Source organism: Roseovarius atlanticus, from assembly GCF_019802205.1.
Taxonomy (GTDB): Bacteria; Pseudomonadota; Alphaproteobacteria; order Rhodobacterales; family Rhodobacteraceae; genus Roseovarius; species Roseovarius atlanticus_A.
The window spans coordinates 1298086-1314258 of sequence record NZ_JAHVHQ010000003.1; the positions used below are offsets into that span (position 1 = coordinate 1298086).

The 16173-nt window shown below is 66.4% G+C and carries 15 protein-coding genes; 13 read left to right on the forward strand and 2 right to left on the reverse strand.

Going from position 1 to position 16173, the window contains the following annotated elements:
* The first annotated feature begins 70 nt into the window (after nt 1-70).
* The 7 genes from bamA (at nt 71) to KUV49_RS12250 (ending at nt 7156) form a co-directional block, all read left to right on the forward strand.
* On the forward strand, nt 71-2386 hold the full coding sequence (gene bamA, locus KUV49_RS12220; RefSeq protein WP_261391183.1) for an outer membrane protein assembly factor BamA: 2316 nt from the start codon (nt 71-73) through the stop codon (nt 2384-2386).
* Nucleotide 2387: 1 nt separating this feature from the next.
* The gene (locus KUV49_RS12225) at nt 2388-3023 is read left to right on the forward strand and encodes an OmpH family outer membrane protein (RefSeq protein ID WP_261391184.1); all 636 of its coding nucleotides are present in this window, start codon (nt 2388-2390) and stop codon (nt 3021-3023) included.
* A 220-nt stretch (nt 3024-3243) separates the two neighbouring features.
* Nucleotides 3244-3708 (forward strand): 3-hydroxyacyl-ACP dehydratase FabZ, encoded by a 465-nt coding sequence (fabZ, locus tag KUV49_RS12230; RefSeq protein ID WP_222450183.1) that lies wholly within the window; start codon nt 3244-3246, stop codon nt 3706-3708.
* 5 nt (nt 3709-3713) lie between these two features.
* Nucleotides 3714-4508: an acyl-ACP--UDP-N-acetylglucosamine O-acyltransferase gene (gene lpxA / locus KUV49_RS12235; RefSeq protein WP_222450184.1), complete on the forward strand. Its 795-nt coding sequence runs from the start codon at nt 3714-3716 to the stop codon at nt 4506-4508.
* A 7-nt stretch (nt 4509-4515) separates the two neighbouring features.
* Entirely contained in the window at nt 4516-5436 is a 921-nt protein-coding gene (locus tag KUV49_RS12240) for an LpxI family protein (protein WP_222450185.1), read from the forward strand.
* The gene (gene lpxB, locus KUV49_RS12245) at nt 5433-6584 is read left to right on the forward strand and encodes a lipid-A-disaccharide synthase (RefSeq protein WP_222450186.1); all 1152 of its coding nucleotides are present in this window, start codon (nt 5433-5435) and stop codon (nt 6582-6584) included. Before KUV49_RS12240 ends, lpxB begins: the two co-directional genes overlap by 4 nt.
* A 56-nt stretch (nt 6585-6640) precedes the next feature.
* Entirely contained in the window at nt 6641-7156 is a 516-nt protein-coding gene (locus tag KUV49_RS12250) for an REP-associated tyrosine transposase (protein ID WP_222450187.1), read from the forward strand.
* A 24-nt stretch (nt 7157-7180) separates the two neighbouring features.
* On the opposite strand, the gene mnmA is transcribed toward KUV49_RS12250, so the two are convergent.
* A complete protein-coding gene (gene mnmA, locus KUV49_RS12255; protein ID WP_222450188.1) occupies nt 7181-8317 on the reverse strand; it encodes a tRNA 2-thiouridine(34) synthase MnmA in 1137 nt (378 codons plus the stop codon).
* A gap of 219 nt (nt 8318-8536) precedes the next feature.
* Here mnmA and KUV49_RS12260 point away from each other — a divergent pair, with 219 nt between their 5' ends.
* The 4 genes from KUV49_RS12260 to recG all read left to right on the forward strand — a co-directional run bounded on the left by KUV49_RS12260 (nt 8537) and on the right by recG (nt 14338).
* On the forward strand, nt 8537-8818 hold the full coding sequence (locus tag KUV49_RS12260; protein ID WP_222450189.1) for a DUF1153 domain-containing protein: 282 nt from the start codon (nt 8537-8539) through the stop codon (nt 8816-8818).
* 89 nt (nt 8819-8907) lie between these two features.
* Nucleotides 8908-9630, forward strand: coding sequence for a response regulator transcription factor CtrA (ctrA, locus tag KUV49_RS12265; RefSeq protein ID WP_222450190.1), 723 nt, complete (start codon nt 8908-8910; stop codon nt 9628-9630).
* Nucleotides 9631-9974: 344 nt separating this feature from the next.
* Nucleotides 9975-12251, forward strand: coding sequence for an NAD-dependent DNA ligase LigA (gene ligA, locus KUV49_RS12270; RefSeq protein ID WP_222450191.1), 2277 nt, complete (start codon nt 9975-9977; stop codon nt 12249-12251).
* A complete protein-coding gene (recG, locus tag KUV49_RS12275; RefSeq protein ID WP_222450192.1) occupies nt 12248-14338 on the forward strand; it encodes an ATP-dependent DNA helicase RecG in 2091 nt (696 codons plus the stop codon). The genes ligA and recG overlap by 4 nt, the downstream gene beginning before the upstream one ends.
* 14 nt (nt 14339-14352) lie before the next feature.
* Here recG and KUV49_RS12280 read toward each other — a convergent pair whose 3' ends face one another.
* A complete protein-coding gene (locus KUV49_RS12280) occupies nt 14353-14673 on the reverse strand; it encodes a hypothetical protein (RefSeq protein WP_222450193.1) in 321 nt (106 codons plus the stop codon).
* A gap of 215 nt (nt 14674-14888) precedes the next feature.
* Between KUV49_RS12280 and KUV49_RS21510 the strand changes: the two genes are divergently transcribed.
* Together KUV49_RS21510 and KUV49_RS12285 are read left to right on the forward strand one after the other, a co-directional pair.
* Nucleotides 14889-15011 carry a hypothetical protein gene (locus tag KUV49_RS21510; protein WP_261391185.1) on the forward strand — a complete coding sequence of 41 codons (123 nt, stop codon included), beginning with the start codon at nt 14889-14891 and terminating at the stop codon, nt 15009-15011.
* A 272-nt stretch (nt 15012-15283) separates the two neighbouring features.
* Nucleotides 15284-16156 carry a cation diffusion facilitator family transporter gene (locus KUV49_RS12285; protein WP_222450194.1) on the forward strand — a complete coding sequence of 291 codons (873 nt, stop codon included), beginning with the start codon at nt 15284-15286 and terminating at the stop codon, nt 16154-16156.
* Nucleotides 16157-16173: the final 17 nt, after the last annotated feature.

A 16173-nucleotide genomic window follows, 5' to 3' on the forward strand; every position in this document is an offset into this window, starting at 1 on the left:
ACTCGTTTTGACAACCCTCCCCGGACCCGGTAGTGCTTTTGCCCATTGGGATGGCTGATTGGGTTTGCTGATGAAACTGTCGATCGGGTTGGGGACAAAGCGCTTTTCAGGGCTTTATTCAACGCACTTTCTTTCGCTGCTTTTCGCGGCCGGCCTGATGGCCGCCGCGCTGTCTGCCGCATCGCCGGCGCAGGCGCAAAGCTACCGTTTCACCAACGTGTCCATCGAGGGCAACCAGCGGATAGAGGGTGGCACGATCCTCAGCCAGGCGGGCATCGCGCGGGGCGAGACGGTCAGCGCCGGTCAGTTGAACGACGCCGCGCAGCGCATTCGCGCCAGCGGTCTTTTCGAGGACGTTCAGGTCATCCCGCAGGGCAACACGCTGGTGATCCGGGTCATCGAGTACCCGACGATCAACCGCGTCGCCTTCGAGGGCAACCGGCGCATCAAGGACGCCGACCTGCAGGGGTTCATCGAAAGCGAACCGCGCCAGGTGTTCAGCCCGTCGCGGGTGGAGCGCGACATCGCCATCATGACCGAGGCCTATGAACAGAACGGCCGCGTCTCGGCCCGGATCCAGCCCAAGGTGATCCGCCGCAGCGACAACCGCATCGACCTGGTCTACGAGATCTTCGAGGGCGGCGCGATCGAGGTGAACCGGGTCAGCTTTGTCGGCAACCGGGCCTATTCCGACCGCCGGCTGCGCCGCGTGGTGGACAGCAAGCAGGCGGGCCTGCTGCGCGCCATCGTCTCGCGCGACACGTTCAATGCCGAGCGGCTGGAATTCGACAAGCAGGTGCTGCGCGATTTCTACCTGTCGCGCGGCTACGTGGATTTCCGCGTCACCGGCACCAACGCCGAACTGGCGCAGGAACGCGACAGCTATTTCGTGACCTTCAACGTGCAGGAAGGCCAGCAATTCCGCTTTGGGCAGGTCACCACCACGAGCGAGATTCCCGAGGCCGATGCCGCCGTTTATCAGAACGTGCTGAAGATTCGCCCGGGCGTCGTCTATTCGCCCACGCTGGTCGAGAGTTCGATCGCGCGGATGGAACGGCTGGCGATCAAGCAGGGTGTCGACTTCCTGCGGGTCGAGCCGGTCATCACCCGCAACGAGCGGGAACTGACGCTGGACGTTGAGTTCAAGCTGGTGCGCGGCCCGCGCGTCTTTGTCGAGCGCATCGACATCGAGGGCAACACCACCACGCTGGACCGCGTCATCCGCCGGCAGTTCACGCCGGTCGAGGGCGACCCGTTCAACCCGCGCCAGATTCGCGAAGCCGCCGAGCGGATCCGCGCGCTGCGCTATTTCGAGGACGTGGACGTGGAGGCCCGCGAAGGGTCGGACCCCAGCCAGGTTGTGGTCGACGTGGATGTCGAGGAAACCACCACCGGCACGCTGTCCTTCGGCGGCAGCTACAGCTCGGATGGCGGGTTCGGCCTGACGCTGGGCTTTTCCGAGCGCAACTTTCTGGGCCGTGGCCAGCGGGTGACCGCGCAGATCTCGGCCTCGGCGGATACGGCGAACTACAACCTGGCCTTTGCCGAACCCGCCTTCCTGGGCCGCGACGTAGAATTCGCGATCCAGACCTCGTTGCTGGAAACCGATGGCAACAACAGCCTTTATGACACCGTCCAGGGCGAGTTCCGGCCCAGCCTGACCTTCCCCGTGTCCGAGAACAGCCGCCTGTCGCTGTATTACCGCGCCGGCTATCAGGAGATGGATGACTATACCGGCGTTTCGCCCACTCTCGCCGCCGAGGTCGCGCAGGGCGATTACTTTACCAGCGGCATCGGCACGCGCGTCGTCTTCGACACGCGGCGCACGGGGCTCAACCCCAATGCCGGCGTCCTGATCGACGCGGGCGTGGAATATAACGGGCTTGGTGGAGACCTGGAGTACATGAAGTACTCCATGCGCGTGGCCGGACAAAGACTTGCCTTCAACGAAGAAATCACGCTGCGCGCCTCGGTCGAGGCCGGTGCGCTGGACTTCATGGGCGGCGACCAGTCGCGTGCCATCGACCGTTATACCGGGCAGGTGATGCGCGGCTTCGACTCGAACGGCATGGGCCCGATCCAGAATGGCGAACACCTGGGCGGCAACCTCTATGCGGTCGCCAAGTTCGACGTGGAATTCCCGCTGGGCACGCCCGAGGAATTCGGCCTGTCGGGCGGCGCGTTCTACGATGTCGGCGCGATCTGGAATGTCGACACGATCGGTGCGGCGCAATCGACCGGGTTCAATCCGCGCCACGTGGTCGGCCTGTCGCTGTTCTGGGACTCGCCGTTCGGTCCGCTGCGGCTGAACTTCTCGAAAGCGCTCAAGAAAGAGCCGGGCGACATCGAGCGCGAGTTCGATATCACGGTACGCACGGAATTCTGAGATGAGACCGCTACGGGCGCTGCTGATGTCGGTGGCCCTGCTGGCGGTCCCGGCCTGGGTCGCCGGTGGCGCCGTACCCGCGCTGGCGCAGAACGTCGGCGTGGTGCAGAGCGATATTCTGGTAGTGGATCCCGAACGCCTGTTCGAGGACACCCGCATGGGGCAAGCCATCACGGCCCGCCTGCAGCAGGAGCGCGAGGACCTGATCGCGCTCAACCGCAAGCTCGAGACCGAACTGGAAGCCGAGGAACTGGCGCTGACCGAACAGCGGGACAAGACATCTCCGGAAAATTTCCGCGCCCTGGCCGACGCCTTTGACGAGAAGGTGCAGCAGATTCGCGCCGACAGCCAGCGCCGGGTCCGCCAGCACGAACGCAACCGCGAACGCGCGCCGCTGGATTTCATGCGCCAGGTCGAACCTGTGCTGGTCGAACTGATGCGCGAGGCCGGGGCCTCGGTGGTGATGGACCGGCGTACGGTGCTGTTGCAGGACGATGTCGTCGACATCACCAGCGCCGCGGTGCAACGCATCGACGCCACGCTGGGCGATGGTGCGGGCAATGACGGGGAGCCTTCGCAGGCCGGCAGCGAGGACGACGCCGCCGGGGACGGCACCGAAAACGCGACCGACAATTAAAGCGTTTCGCCGCTTACCCGAGCCATCAGCGAAAGGCGAAGCGCGTGCGACGATCAGCTGTTGTGCCGCGTTTCGCGGCTAAGATGTGATCCGGGTTAATCGCGAAACGCTTCAGGCGCGCACGCCGCCGCGCTTGCCCCGCCGGGGCCGAGTTGCTAAGCCGGGACACCGGGCGCGACGGCTGAGGCCCGCGCGACAGGGCAGAAGGAATATACGACACATGACCCCCCCTCTCGACAGCGCCGATATCGGCCGCATCCAACGGCTGATCCCGCATCGCTACCCGTTCCTGCTGGTGGACAAGGTCGTGGACATGGACGGCATCTCCTCGGCCCGCGGCATCAAGAACGTCACCATGAACGAGCCGCATTTTCAGGGCCATTTTCCGGCCAAGCCGATCATGCCGGGCGTCACCATCGTCGAGGCGATGGCGCAGACCGCCGCCGTCATGGTGGGCGCCGCGCTGAAGATGGAGGACCGCGATCTGCTGGTCTATTTCATGGCCATCGAGGGCTGCAAGTTCCGCCGCATGGTGGTGCCCGGCGACGTGCTGGAGCTGAAGGTGAGCACCACGCGCGGCAAGCCCGGCGGCAAGGTCTGGCGCTTTCACGGCGAGGCGACGGTCGAGGGGGAACTGGCCTGCGAGGCGGATTTCACCGCGATGATGGACCTGCCGAAGGAGTGAGCCGCATGGCCGAGACGCGCATCCATTCCAGTGCCGTCGTCGAAGAGGGCGCCCGGATCGGCGCGGGCGTCGAGATCGGCCCGTTCTGCCATGTCGGACCCGAGGTGAGCCTGGGCGATGGCGTCGTTCTGAAGTCCCACGTGGTGGTCACCGGGGACACCGAGGTGGGCGAGGGATCGCTGATCTTTCCCTTCGCCTGTATCGGAGAGATCCCGCAGGACCTGAAATTCGCCGGCGAGAAGACGAAGCTGGTCATCGGCAAGCGCAACCGCATCCGCGAGCATGTGACGATGAATTCCGGCACCGAGGGCGGTGGCGGCATCACCCGCGTGGGCGACGACGGCCTCTTCATGGCCGGCTGCCACGTGGCGCATGACGTGCAGGTGGGCAACCGGGTGATCATCGTCAACAACGCGGCCCTTGCAGGCCATTGCGTGGTCGAGGATGACGTGATCATAGGCGGGCTTTCGGGCGTGCACCAATGGGTGCGGATCGGGCAGGGCGCGATCATCGGCGCGGTCACCATGGTGACCAACGACGTGATTCCATACGGCCTGGTGCAGGCGCCGCGCGGGCATCTCGATGGGCTGAACCTGGTGGGTCTCAAGCGGCGCGGGGTGGCGCGGTCGGACATCACCGCGCTGCGGGCGGCGTTCCAGATGCTGGCGCAGGGCGAAGGCGCGTTCCAGGACCGCGCCCGCCGGCTGGGCGAGGAAACCGAGAGCGACTATGTCCGCCAGATCGTGAATTTCGTGCTGGCCGAAAGTGATCGGTCCTTCCTGACGCCGGGCGCGGGCTGAGGCGCCGATGACGCTGGCTCTGATCGCCGGGCAGGGTGGCCTGCCGCCGCAGCTGGTGCGGGCCCTGCTGGCCCGGGGCGAGGTGCCGGTCATCTGCGAGATCGAGCAGTTCCCGTCGGACGTGAAAGGCGAACTGCCGCGGCTGGGCTTTCGCCTTGAAACGCTGGGCAGCTTCATCGCCACCGCGAAAGAGATCGGCGTGACACGGGTTTGCATGGCCGGGGCCATGCACCGTCCGCCGATTGATCCCGCGAAGATCGACGCGGCCACCCTGCCGCTGGTGCCCAAGGTGCAGGCGGCACTGACCAATTCGGGCGACGACAGCACGCTGCGCATTTTCACGAAGATCTTCGAGGAGGCGGGGCTGGAGGTGATCGGCGCGGCCGAGATCGACCCGTCGCTCTTGCCGCCCGAAGGCGTGACCGGCACATTGCCCAAGGGCGTGGAGCGCGACATCTCGGTGGCGGAGGCGGCGCTGGTGGACCTTGCGGCGGCGGACAAGGGACAGGCGGTGGTGGTGCGCGACGGCGCGGTCATCGCCCGCGAGGATGCCCGCGGCACCGACGCCATGCTGGGCGACCTTTGCCCCGAGACGCCGAGCCACTGGCTGTCCGACGACCCGTTCGAGATCGTGGGTGACGTGCTGGGCAGCGTGGCCGACTGGCTGAGCGGCCCGGTGGCCGAGGCGCGGGCCGCGGAAGATAAGAGCGAGGGCGGCCTTCTCTTCAAGGCGCCGAAAGCCGGGCAGGAATTGCGGGTGGACATGCCGCTCATTGGCCTTGGCACCGTGATGCGCGCCGCCGAGGCGGGGCTGGCCGGCATCGTGATCGAGGCGGGCGGCGTGATGCTGCTCGACCCCGACGGCGTGGCCGAGGTGCTGCGGTCGCAGGGCATGTTCCTGTGGGTCCGGCCCCGGACCGAGGCATGAAGGTGTTCGTCATTGCCGGCGAGGCGTCGGGCGACCGGCTGGGCGCGGCGCTGATGGCGGGGCTCAAGTCGCTGCGGCAGGTCGAGTTCGCGGGCGTGGGCGGCGACCAGATGCAGGCCGAGGGCATGACCTCGCTTTTCCCGATGGAAGAGCTGAGCGTCATGGGGCTGGTCGAGATCCTGCCCAAGTATTTCCACCTCAAGCGCCGCATCCGCGAGACGGCCCAGGCGGCGATCGACTATGGCCCTGACGTGGTGATCGGCATCGACAGCCCCGATTTCTGCCTGCGCGTGGCGAAGATCATCAAGGAAAAGAGGGACTTACGCACGGTGCATTACGTCGCCCCGTCGGTCTGGGCATGGCGACCCAAGCGGGCTGACAAGATGGCGAAGGTGATCGACCAGGTGCTGGCGCTCCTGCCGTTCGAGCCGGCCTACCTGGAGGCCGCGGGCGTGGACTGCGATTTCGTCGGCCACCCGGTGGTGAACGATGCCCCGGCCTCGGCTGACGAGATCGCCGAGTTCCGCGCCGCGCACGGCCTCGGCGATGCGCCGGTGCTCTTGGTGCTGCCCGGCTCGCGCGGCGGCGAGGTGGCGCGGCTGGGCCCGATCTTTGGCGAGGCGATCCGGCAGGTTTGCGCGGCGAAACCCGAGTTGCGACTGGTGATCCCGACCGTTGCGGCGCGCACCGAACAGGTCTCGGAGCTTGTGGCCGACTGGCCCGGCGACCCGGTTGTGGTCGGCCCGACAGGGCAGGGCGACCGCGACAAGAGGACGAAAGCCGCCGCGTTCGGCGCGGCGCAGGGGGCGCTTGCGGCGTCGGGGACCGTCTCGCTTGAACTGGCCGCCGCCGATACGCCGATGGTCATAGCCTACGACACCAACTGGATCACGCGCGAGATCATCCGCCGGATGCTGATCATCGACACGCTGACGCTGGTCAACCTGGTGTCGGAAACCCGCGCCATTCCCGAATTCAACGGCGAACGCTGCCGGGCGGAGCTGATCGCGCCCGGCGTTCTGGACATGCTCGACACTCCCGGCGCGCAGCTGGCGGCGATGCGCCTGACGATGGAGCGGCTGGGGCGCGGCGGCGAGGATCCGGGCCTGCGCGCCGCCCGCGCGGTGCTGGACCGGATGCCCGGATAACGCGGCGTGCGCCCGCGTCAACAGCTCTTTAACGGGAATCGCCCAGTCTTCGGGCCATGGTACAGCTTCTTCCCCTGCGCCGCCGGGGCGTCAGCCGGTTCGTCACTCTGACCCTGGCCGAACCCGGTGCAACGACGCTGGTGGACGAGATCGACCACCTGCAAGGCGCGGTGCGCATGGTCCGCGAGCTCTGGCCGTTCGAGATCGACGCCTGGGTCGTCCTGCCCGATCACCTGCACGCCGTCCTGACATTGCCCCATGGCGACGACGACCTTGCCATCCGGCTCAAGACGATCAAGGCCCGGTTTGCCGCGCGGGTCTCGACACGGGCGATGACACCCAGCCAGATCGCGGCGGGCGGCGCGCATCTGTGGGTGCCGCAGGACATCGTCGATCCTGTCCGCAGCCGCGCGGACCTCGAGGCGTTCCGCCAGCATTGCCGGACCGATCCGGTGCGCCACGGCTTCGTCGCCGACCCGCAGGGCTGGGAATTCTCGTCGTTTCGGCAGGACAGCCGGACCGATCCGCGCCGCCATGAAAAGATGCCCCGGGGCGTGGCCGGGTTCGCGTAGCCCGTGCCTGCGACCTGACCCCGGTCAGCCTTTCCAGATCCAGCCGCCACCCAGGATACGGCTGCCATCGGTCTCGTAGAACACGCAGGCCTGCCCCGGCGAGACGCCTTCCTCGGCCACCATCAGCTCGACTTGGGCCGTCTCCGGCCCGGTGGGGCGAATGACCGCCTCGCGCGCCGGGCGGGTGGAGCGGACCTTGACCGAGACATGCCATTCGGACCGGCTTTCGAAGGGGGCGTCGCCCAGCCAGTTGATTTCGCGCACCGGCACGGTGCGGGTGGCCAGCATTTCCTTGGGTCCCACGATCACGCGCTGCGCGTCGACATCCAGCTTGACCACGTAAAGCGGCTCGTCCAGCCCGCCGATGCCCAGGCCCCGACGCTGACCGATCGTGTAGTGGATGAGGCCGTTGTGCTGCCCCAGGACGCGGCCGTCCGCATGGACGATCTCGCCGGGTTCCGCCGCGCCGGGGCGCAGCTTTTCGATCACGCTGGCATAGTTGCCGTTCGGCACGAAGCAGATGTCCTGGCTGTCGGGCTTGTCCGCCACAGGCAGGCCATAGCGCGCGGCCAAAGCCCGCGTCGCGTCCTTCGACGGCAAGTGTCCCAGCGGAAAGCGCAGGAACTCCAGCTGTTCGGGCGTGGTCGAAAAGAGGAAATAGCTCTGGTCGCGATTGGCGTCCGCCGCGCAATGCAGCTCGGGGCCGCGCTCGCCCGTCTTGCGCTGGATGTAATGGCCCGTGGCCATGCAATCGGCATCGAGGTCCTTTGCCGTCTCCAGAAGGTCCTTGAACTTGACCCGCTCGTTGCAACGGATGCAGGGCACGGGCGTGGCACCGGCAAGATAGCTGTCGGCAAACTCGTCGATCACCGCGTCCTTGAAGATGTTCTCGTAATCCAGCACGTAATGCGGAAATCCCATTTCCTCGGCCACGCGCCGTGCGTCGTGGATGTCGACCCCGGCGCAGCAGGCGCCTTTCTTGGCCAGCGCCGCGCCGTGATCGTAGAGCTGCAACGTCACGCCGACCACGTCATAGCCTTCTTCCGCCAGCTGCGCGGCCACGACGGAACTGTCGACGCCGCCCGACATGGCGACGACGACCCGCGTGTCGGCGGGCGCCTTGGGAAATCCAAGCGAATTCAGTTCAGGATCGAGCGGCATGGCAGGACTCCGGCGTTTGCCCGAATATAGGAAGGATCCGACAGGTGTTAAGAGGGCGCGGTGTGGCCTGCCGCGCCGCAAGTGTCAAGCCGGCCGCCGTGCTGCGCACCCGTCGCCGCCCGCTTTTAGGAAAATACGAGGCATTCACCGCGCCCCGTTTCACCCGGCGTTAAGGACAAATCCCGAATGTGGGCAGGGTGTTATCGAGGGGTGAACCAGATGTATCTCAAGAAAGTCGCAGGGCCCCGCGCCGTGACCCTGCCGGATGGCAGCGTCATCACGCGGGCCGATTTGCCGGCGCCGGACACGCAGCGGTGGGTGGCGTCGAGAAAACTCCTGGTTGTGCGGGCGGTGGCGCATGGCCTGCTGTCACAGGCAGAGGCGCAGGACATGTACCGGATCAGCGCGGAGGAATTTCACGAATGGCTTGAAGCGGTATCCCGCCACGGCGAGGCGGGGCTGAAGGTGACAGTGGCAAAACCTGTGGACAACCTGAGGTAGTAGCCGCTATTTGTTCTCATATAGTAACCAGCGGTTAACCAATTTTCGGGAAGATCGTTCGCGACAAGGTTATAAGCGGAGAATTGAACATGCGCGTTCTTCTGGTCGAAGACGATCCGAATACCTCGAAAAGCATCGAGTTGATGCTGACCCATGCCAACCTCAACGTGTACAGCACGGACCTGGGCGAGGAAGGGATCGATCTGGCCAAGCTTTACGATTACGACCTGATCCTGCTCGATCTGGGCCTGCCGGACATGAACGGGCACGAGGTGCTGCGGCAACTCAGGCTTGCACGGATCGACACGCCGATCCTGATCCTGTCAGGAGCGGACGACACCGAGAACAAGATCAAGGGGTTCGGTTTCGGTGCCGACGACTACCTGACCAAGCCCTTCCACCGCGAGGAACTGGTGGCGCGCATCCACGCCATCATCCGCCGGTCCAAGGGACATTCGCAGTCGATGATCCGCACCGGCAAGGTCAACGTGAACCTCGACGCCAAGACGGTGGATGTCGCGGGCAAGACCGTGCACCTGACGGGCAAAGAATACCAGATGCTGGAACTGCTCAGCCTGCGCAAGGGCACGACCCTGACGAAAGAGATGTTCCTCAACCACCTTTACGGCGGAATGGACGAGCCGGAACTCAAGATCATCGACGTCTTCATCTGCAAGCTGCGCAAGAAACTTGCCGAGGCGACGGGCGGCGACAACTACATCGAAACGGTCTGGGGCCGCGGCTATGTCCTGCGCGACCCCGACCCGAGTGAAGGCAAGGGCGACGGTCCCCGCCTCGCCGTGGGCGCCTGAGACCGGACTGGCGGGCGGGCCTTCCCCCCCGATCCTGCGCCGCGTGCCCATAATGGGGACGTCGCGCAAAACCGGCCCGACACGCCGGGTCTTGCCATACGGCGTTCCCCCGACCGGGTCCGGCCCCAGCGCCGGGCCCGGTGACCTTCCGGCGGTGGCCTGCACCGGCAGACCGGGACCACGCCCGGCGCTCAAAGCCACTCGCGCCCCTCGAACCTGGCGGGTCTTTGCAAGCGGCGCGGGTCCGTTGCGGCCGGCACCGAAAATCGGTCATTCAGCTTCGCTGCGAAAGGCTTTAACACTTCGGAAACGGAGATGATCGCCAGACGTATCGAGGACAGGGCATGAGCACCGAGACACCCGTGGACGAGCTGACCGAAGAGGACGCGCGCACCGAGCTGGAACGCCTGGCGGACCTGCTGGCCAAGGCCAACACCGCCTACCACCAGGATGACGCGCCAGAGATCAGCGACGCCGAATATGACCGGCTCAAGGCCCGCAACGCCGCGATCGAGGCGCGTTTTCCCGGCTTGAAGCGCGCCGACAGCCCCAGCGACCAGGTGGGCGCCGCCCCGGCCGACGGTTTCGCGAAAGTGACGCACGCGGTCCGGATGCTGAGCCTCTCGAACGTATTCGACGACGCCGAGGTGACCGAGTTCGACGACCGCATTCGCCGCTATCTGGGTCTCAAAGCCGATGCGCCGCTGAACTATACCGCCGAGCCCAAGATCGACGGGCTGAGCCTGAGCCTGCGCTACGAGGACGGCACGCTCGTTCAGGCCGCCACGCGCGGCGACGGCGCGGTGGGCGAGAACGTCACCGCCAACGCCCGCACGATCGACGATATCCCGGTGACGCTGACAGGCGCGCCCGAGGTGCTGGAGGTGCGCGGCGAGGTCTACATGAGCCACGCCGATTTCGAGGCGCTGAACGCGCGACAAACCGAGAAGGGCGCCAAGACCTTCGCCAACCCGCGCAACGCCGCCGCGGGCTCGTTGCGGCAGCTCGACAGCAGCATCACCAAGGCGCGGCCCCTGCGGTTCTTCGCCTATGCCTGGGGCGAGGTGAGCGAAGCGCTGGCCGACACGCAGATGGCCGCCATCGAGCGGCTGGCCGCGCTGGGGTTCCAGACCAACCCGCTGACCGCGCTTTGCGATGGCCCGGCGGAGATGCAGGCGCATTACGAAGAGATCGAACAGCAGCGCGCCAGCCTGGGCTATGACATCGACGGCGTGGTCTACAAGGTGAACGAGTTGGACCTGCAACGCCGGCTCGGCTTTCGCAGCACCACGCCCCGCTGGGCCACGGCGCATAAATTCCCCGCCGAGCTGGCCTGGACCACGCTGGAGAAGATCGAAATCCAGGTGGGCCGCACCGGCGCGCTCAGCCCGGTGGCGCGCCTGACGCCGGTCACGGTGGGCGGCGTGGTGGTCAGCAACGCGACCCTGCATAACGAGGATTACATCAAGGGTCGGGACAGCAAGGGGCAGGAGATCCGCGGCGGCAAGGACATCCGCGTGGGCGACTGGGTGCAGGTCTACCGCGCCGGCGACGTGATCCCCAAGGTGGCCGACGTCGACCTGTCGAAGCGGCCCGATGGGACGAAGCCCTACGACTTCCCGACGGTATGCCCCGAATGCGGCTCCGAGGCGATCCGCGAGGAGGGCGATGCCGTGCGCCGCTGCACCGGCGGGTTGATCTGCCCGGCGCAGGCCGTGGAAAAGCTGAAACATTTCGTCAGCCGCGCGGCCTTCGACATCGAGGGGCTGGGGGCGAAGCAGGTCGAGGCGTTCTATCAATTGGGGTGGATTGCCGAACCGGCGGACATCTTCACGCTCAAGGCGCGCGACAAGGGGGAAACCAAGCTTCTGAAACCGGCGTCAGAGGTCGTCGCGAGCTGGACGGGCGGAGACGGTGAAGAGCGCGCCGCCCGAATCGAGGCACGGCGCGAGCTTTTGACGACGATGGGCGTCGACCCTCTGGAGGACTTCGAACCGGCTTTGACGCGGATTTCGGCCAAGCCTCTTGCCGACATCAAAGGCTGGGGCGAGAAAAGCGCCGAGAACCTGTTCCAGGCGATCGACGAGAAGCGCGACATTCCCCTCGGCCGCGTGCTCTTCGCGCTTGGCATCCGGCACGTGGGCGAACAGGCCAGCACCCTCATCGCGCGCAGCTATGGCAGGTGGGACGACTTCACCCGGGCAATGGATGCGGCGAAGGACTGCGAAGGCCCGGACTGGGACAACCTTCTGGCCATCGACGGGGTGGGCGAGGTCATGGCCCGCAGCCTTGTGACCGCCTTTGCGCAGGATCACGAGCGCCAGAGCATCGACCGGCTGACGGCGCATCTGACGATCCAGGAGGCCGCGGCGCCCGCCACCGACGGCAGCCCCGTCGCGGGCAAAACGGTCGTCTTCACCGGGACGCTGGAAAAGATGACCCGCGCCGAGGCCAAGGCGCGGGCCGAGGCGTTGGGCGCCAAGGTGTCGGGCTCGGTCTCGGCAAAGACCGACCTGCTGGTGGCCGGGCCGGGCGCGGGCAGCAAGGCCAAGAAAGCCGCGGAGCTGGGCATCGAGACCATCGACGAGGATGGCTGGCTGGAGCTGATCGGCGACGCATGAGCACCCGGCCCGAAATCCTCTTTCCGCTGTTCGCGGAACTGGAAACGCTGGAAGGCGTGGGGCCGAAGACCGCCAAGACGCTGGAGGCGCTGCATATTTCCAAGCCCCGCGACCTCTTGTTCACGCTGCCGCATTCCGGCATCGACCGGCGCAAGCGCGACACGGTGCAGGGCGCGGACCTGCCCGGAACGGTCACGGTCGAGGTGACGGTGGGCCGGCACGATCCGCCGCGCAGCCGGGGGCGGCCCTATCGCATCCAGGTCGAGGACAGCAGCGTGGCCTTTCAACTGGTGTTCTTCAACGGCCGCGATGACTACCTGAACCGGGTGCTGCCCACGGGCGCGCGGCGCGTGGTGTCGGGCAAGGTGGAACTCTTCGACGGGATGGCGCAGATGGTGCATCCCGACCATATCCTGCCCGTGGAAGAGGCGGGCGAGATCCCGGATTTCGAGCCGGTCTACCCGCTGACCGCCGGGGTGACGCAAAAGACCATGGCCAAGGCGGTGCGATCGGCGCTGGCGCGCGCGCCGGACCTGGCCGAGTGGATCGACGCCTCGCAGAAGGCCCAGGGCGGCTGGCCCGACTGGCACGCGGCGCTGGAGCAGGCCCATTCCCCCGCGAAAATGGGCGATCTGGCGGCGACCGATCCGGCCCGCACGCGGCTGGCCTATGACGAGTTCATGGCGCACCAGCTGACCCTCGCGCTGGCCCGCGCCAGGATGCGGCGCGGCAAGGGGCGGGTGAGCGAGGCCACGGGCCGGTTGCAGGCAAAGGTCCGCGCCGCCTTGCCTTATACGCCCACGGGCGCACAGGCCCGCGCCATCGAAGAGATTGCCGCCGACATGGCCGCGCCCCTGCGCATGAACCGCCTGCTGCAGGGCGACGTGGGCGCGGGCAAGACGCTGGTGGCGCTGATGGCGCTTCTGGTCGCGGTCGAGGCGGGCGGGCAGGGGGTGATGATGGCCCCCACCGAGATCCTGGCGCGGCAGCACCTGGAAGGGTTGCGCCCGCTGGCGGAATCGGCTGGCGTGGTGCTGGAATTGCTGACGGGGCGCGACAAGGGGGCCGAGCGGCGCGCCAAGCTGGAGGCGTTGCAGCGCGGCGATATCCATATCCTCGTGGGCACGCATGCGGTTTTCCAGAAGGACGTGGAGTTTCACGACCTGCGCCTTGCCGTGGTGGATGAACAGCACCGTTTCGGCGTGCGCCAGAGGCTGGAACTGGGGCGCAAGGGGCAGGCGGTCGACGTCCTGGTGATGACTGCCACGCCCATTCCACGCAGCCTTGCGCTGGCGCAATATGGCGACATGGATGTCAGCATCCTGGACGAGAAACCGCCGGGGCGGAAACCGATCAAGACCGCGCTGACGAACATGTCGCGCATGCAGGAGGTGGTCGAGCACCTGAGGGGCGCCATCGCCGAGGGGCGACAGGCCTATTGGGTCTGCCCGCTGGTCGAGGAATCCGAGGTGATGGACCTGACCAGTGCGGAAGAACGCTTCAGGCACTTGCGCGCCGCCTTGGGCGAGGGACGCGTCGGGCTGGTGCACGGCCAGATGCCGCCCGCCGACAAGGACGCGGCGATGGCGGCCTTTCAGGCGGGCGAAACCAGCGTTCTGGTCTCGACCACGGTGATCGAGGTGGGGGTGGACGTGCCCAACGCCTCGATCATGGTGATCGAACGGGCCGAGCATTTCGGGCTGGCGCAGCTGCACCAGCTGCGCGGCCGCGTGGGGCGGGGCGAGGCGCAGTCGACCTGCCTCTTGATGTACCAGGCACCCTTGTCAGAGGGCGGGCAGCGCCGGATGGACACGATGCGCGAGACCGAGGACGGGTTTCGCATCGCCGAGGTGGACCTGGAGATGCGCGGCGTCGGCGACCTGATCGGCACCGCGCAATCGGGCCTGCCGCGCTTTCGCGTCGCGGATATGGAGGCGCAGGCGGGGTTGATGGCCACGGCGCAGACCGATGCGCGGAAACTGCTGGCCGACGACCCCGACTTGCAGTCAGAGCGCGGGCAGGCCGCCCGCGTCCTGCTGTGGCTGATGGGCCAGGACGAGGCGATCCGGCTTCTGTCCGTGGGCTGAGGTCGCCGCGCCGGTCAGAAGAAATCGAAATGATCTGCCGTGGCGAATTCCGGGATCGGCTCGGGCTCGGGCACCGCGTCCCGATCGTCGGTGCCCGAGCCGCCTGTCTGATAGCTGCTGACCAGAACGTCCGCGATATCGAAAGCGGCTTTCCCGTCACTGCCCGACGTCTTGAAATCGAATGCGTCACAGGCAAGGTCCTCGGGCGCGGTCTGCACCTCCGGCAAGAGCAGGAAGCTCTCGGGTGGGTCAAATGCTCCGCCAGAATCGTCCGCCGGCACCGACGTGCCCATGGAAAGGATGTCGATCCACTTCTTGTGATCCTTGTCCGCCATTGGTCCACTTTCTTTCCTGTTGCGATTGGTAACTGGAAGTCGCAACCGGGCGGGGAACGGTTCAAAAAAATAACAGCCAATATTCGTTATTCATCAGTGGCTTGAACGATGTTGTCCGCAAAAGTTCGCAGATGTTCTCATAAAGTTCTTTACAAAGGTGACCCAAAATGAGAACAAAGGAGCAACGGAAGTTCACGGCACCAAGGAGCCACCCGATGCTGACCCAGATCTCGACCGCCGCCAAACGCTCTGCCGACACTCTGCTCGGTGATTTCATCGGTGGCGCGGCGCTGGTCGTCACGCTGGTGGGCGGGCTCTACCTGCCGGGCCTGATGTAACGGTTTCTGCCTGCGTATATCCCTCGCGCGTCGCGCTTGCGTCTCCTGTCCCCTTTGACGCGGCCCGATACTGTCCCATCGTCCGGGGTTGTTGCCTCTTCCCCTGACACGACGCGCCGAAGCGGATCACGCATTCCTGCCGCCGCCGCTGTTCCAGCGTGCGGCGGTTTTTTTTGCTGCGCCGCCAAAGATTCTTCGTACGAAGAATCTTTGGCCCTACCGATTGCAGCGCCCCGTGACCGGTGCGATGTTGCGCGCGAAAGGACGGGCCGATGCACGATCATTCCCACGCCCACGGGCACAGCCACGTTCCCAAGAAGGAACGCACCATCGCCATCGCCGCCGCCCTGACGGGCGGCTTCATGCTGGCGGAACTGGTGGGCGGCCTTCTATCGGGCTCGCTGGCGCTTTTGGCCGATGCGGGGCACATGCTGACCGATTTCGCCTCGCTGATGCTGGCCTGGTTCGCCTTTCGCATCGCCCGGCGGCCGGCGGACTGGAAACGCACCTATGGCTATGATCGGTTCTCGGTGCTGGCGGCGTTCGTCAACGGTCTCACGCTCTTTGCCATTGCGATCTGGATCGTGATCGAGGCGGTGCGGCGCCTAACCCAGCCGGTCGAGGTGCTGGGAGGGTTGATGCTGTGGGTGGCGCTGGCGGGGCTGGTGGTGAATATCGCCAGTTTCTGGGTGCTGACGCGCGAGGACAGCGACAACCTCAATATCCGCGCCGCGGCGCTGCACGTGGCCGGGGACCTGCTGGGCTCGGTCGCGGCCATCGTGGCCTCGCTGGTCATCCTGTGGACGGGCTGGATGCCCATCGACCCGATCCTGTCGGTGCTGGTGGCGGTGATCATCCTGCGCTCGGCGCTGAAAGTGGTGCGCGAAAGCGGGCATATCCTACTGGAAGGGGCGCCCGGCGGGTTCGACCGGCGCGAGGTGGCCGAAGCGTTGACCCGGAATGTGCCGGGCGTGGCCGAGGTCACCCACGTGCATGCCTGGCAGGTGACGCAGGAACGCCCCATGGCGACGCTGGACCTGATCGTGGCCGAGGGGCACGATGCCGAGACGGTCAAGCAGGCGGTGCGCGAGGCCTTGCGCGAAAGCTACGGCGTCGATCACGCGACGATCGAAGTGGTGCGGTGACGAGAGTCTTCGTTTGA

Bases quoted from the DNA above. Each gene is read 5' to 3' on its own strand.
- KUV49_RS12280 (WP_222450193.1), bottom strand. From the start codon at position 14,673: ATGGCGGACAAGGATCACAAGAAGTGGATCGACATCCTTTCCATGGGC.
- KUV49_RS12225 (WP_261391184.1), top strand. From the start codon at position 2,388: ATGAGACCGCTACGGGCGCTGCTGATGTCGGTGGCCCTGCTGGCGGTC.
- KUV49_RS12250 (WP_222450187.1), top strand. From the start codon at position 6,641: ATGGTACAGCTTCTTCCCCTGCGCCGCCGGGGCGTCAGCCGGTTCGTC.
- ctrA (WP_222450190.1), top strand. From the start codon at position 8,908: ATGCGCGTTCTTCTGGTCGAAGACGATCCGAATACCTCGAAAAGCATC.
- KUV49_RS12260 (WP_222450189.1), top strand. From the start codon at position 8,537: ATGTATCTCAAGAAAGTCGCAGGGCCCCGCGCCGTGACCCTGCCGGAT.
- bamA (WP_261391183.1), top strand. From the start codon at position 71: ATGAAACTGTCGATCGGGTTGGGGACAAAGCGCTTTTCAGGGCTTTAT.
- KUV49_RS12240 (WP_222450185.1), top strand. From the start codon at position 4,516: ATGACGCTGGCTCTGATCGCCGGGCAGGGTGGCCTGCCGCCGCAGCTG.
- KUV49_RS21510 (WP_261391185.1), top strand. From the start codon at position 14,889: ATGCTGACCCAGATCTCGACCGCCGCCAAACGCTCTGCCGACACTCTG.
- recG (WP_222450192.1), top strand. From the start codon at position 12,248: ATGAGCACCCGGCCCGAAATCCTCTTTCCGCTGTTCGCGGAACTGGAA.
- lpxA (WP_222450184.1), top strand. From the start codon at position 3,714: ATGGCCGAGACGCGCATCCATTCCAGTGCCGTCGTCGAAGAGGGCGCC.
- fabZ (WP_222450183.1), top strand. From the start codon at position 3,244: ATGACCCCCCCTCTCGACAGCGCCGATATCGGCCGCATCCAACGGCTG.
- mnmA (WP_222450188.1), bottom strand. From the start codon at position 8,317: ATGCCGCTCGATCCTGAACTGAATTCGCTTGGATTTCCCAAGGCGCCC.
- ligA (WP_222450191.1), top strand. From the start codon at position 9,975: ATGAGCACCGAGACACCCGTGGACGAGCTGACCGAAGAGGACGCGCGC.
- KUV49_RS12285 (WP_222450194.1), top strand. From the start codon at position 15,284: ATGCACGATCATTCCCACGCCCACGGGCACAGCCACGTTCCCAAGAAG.
- lpxB (WP_222450186.1), top strand. From the start codon at position 5,433: ATGAAGGTGTTCGTCATTGCCGGCGAGGCGTCGGGCGACCGGCTGGGC.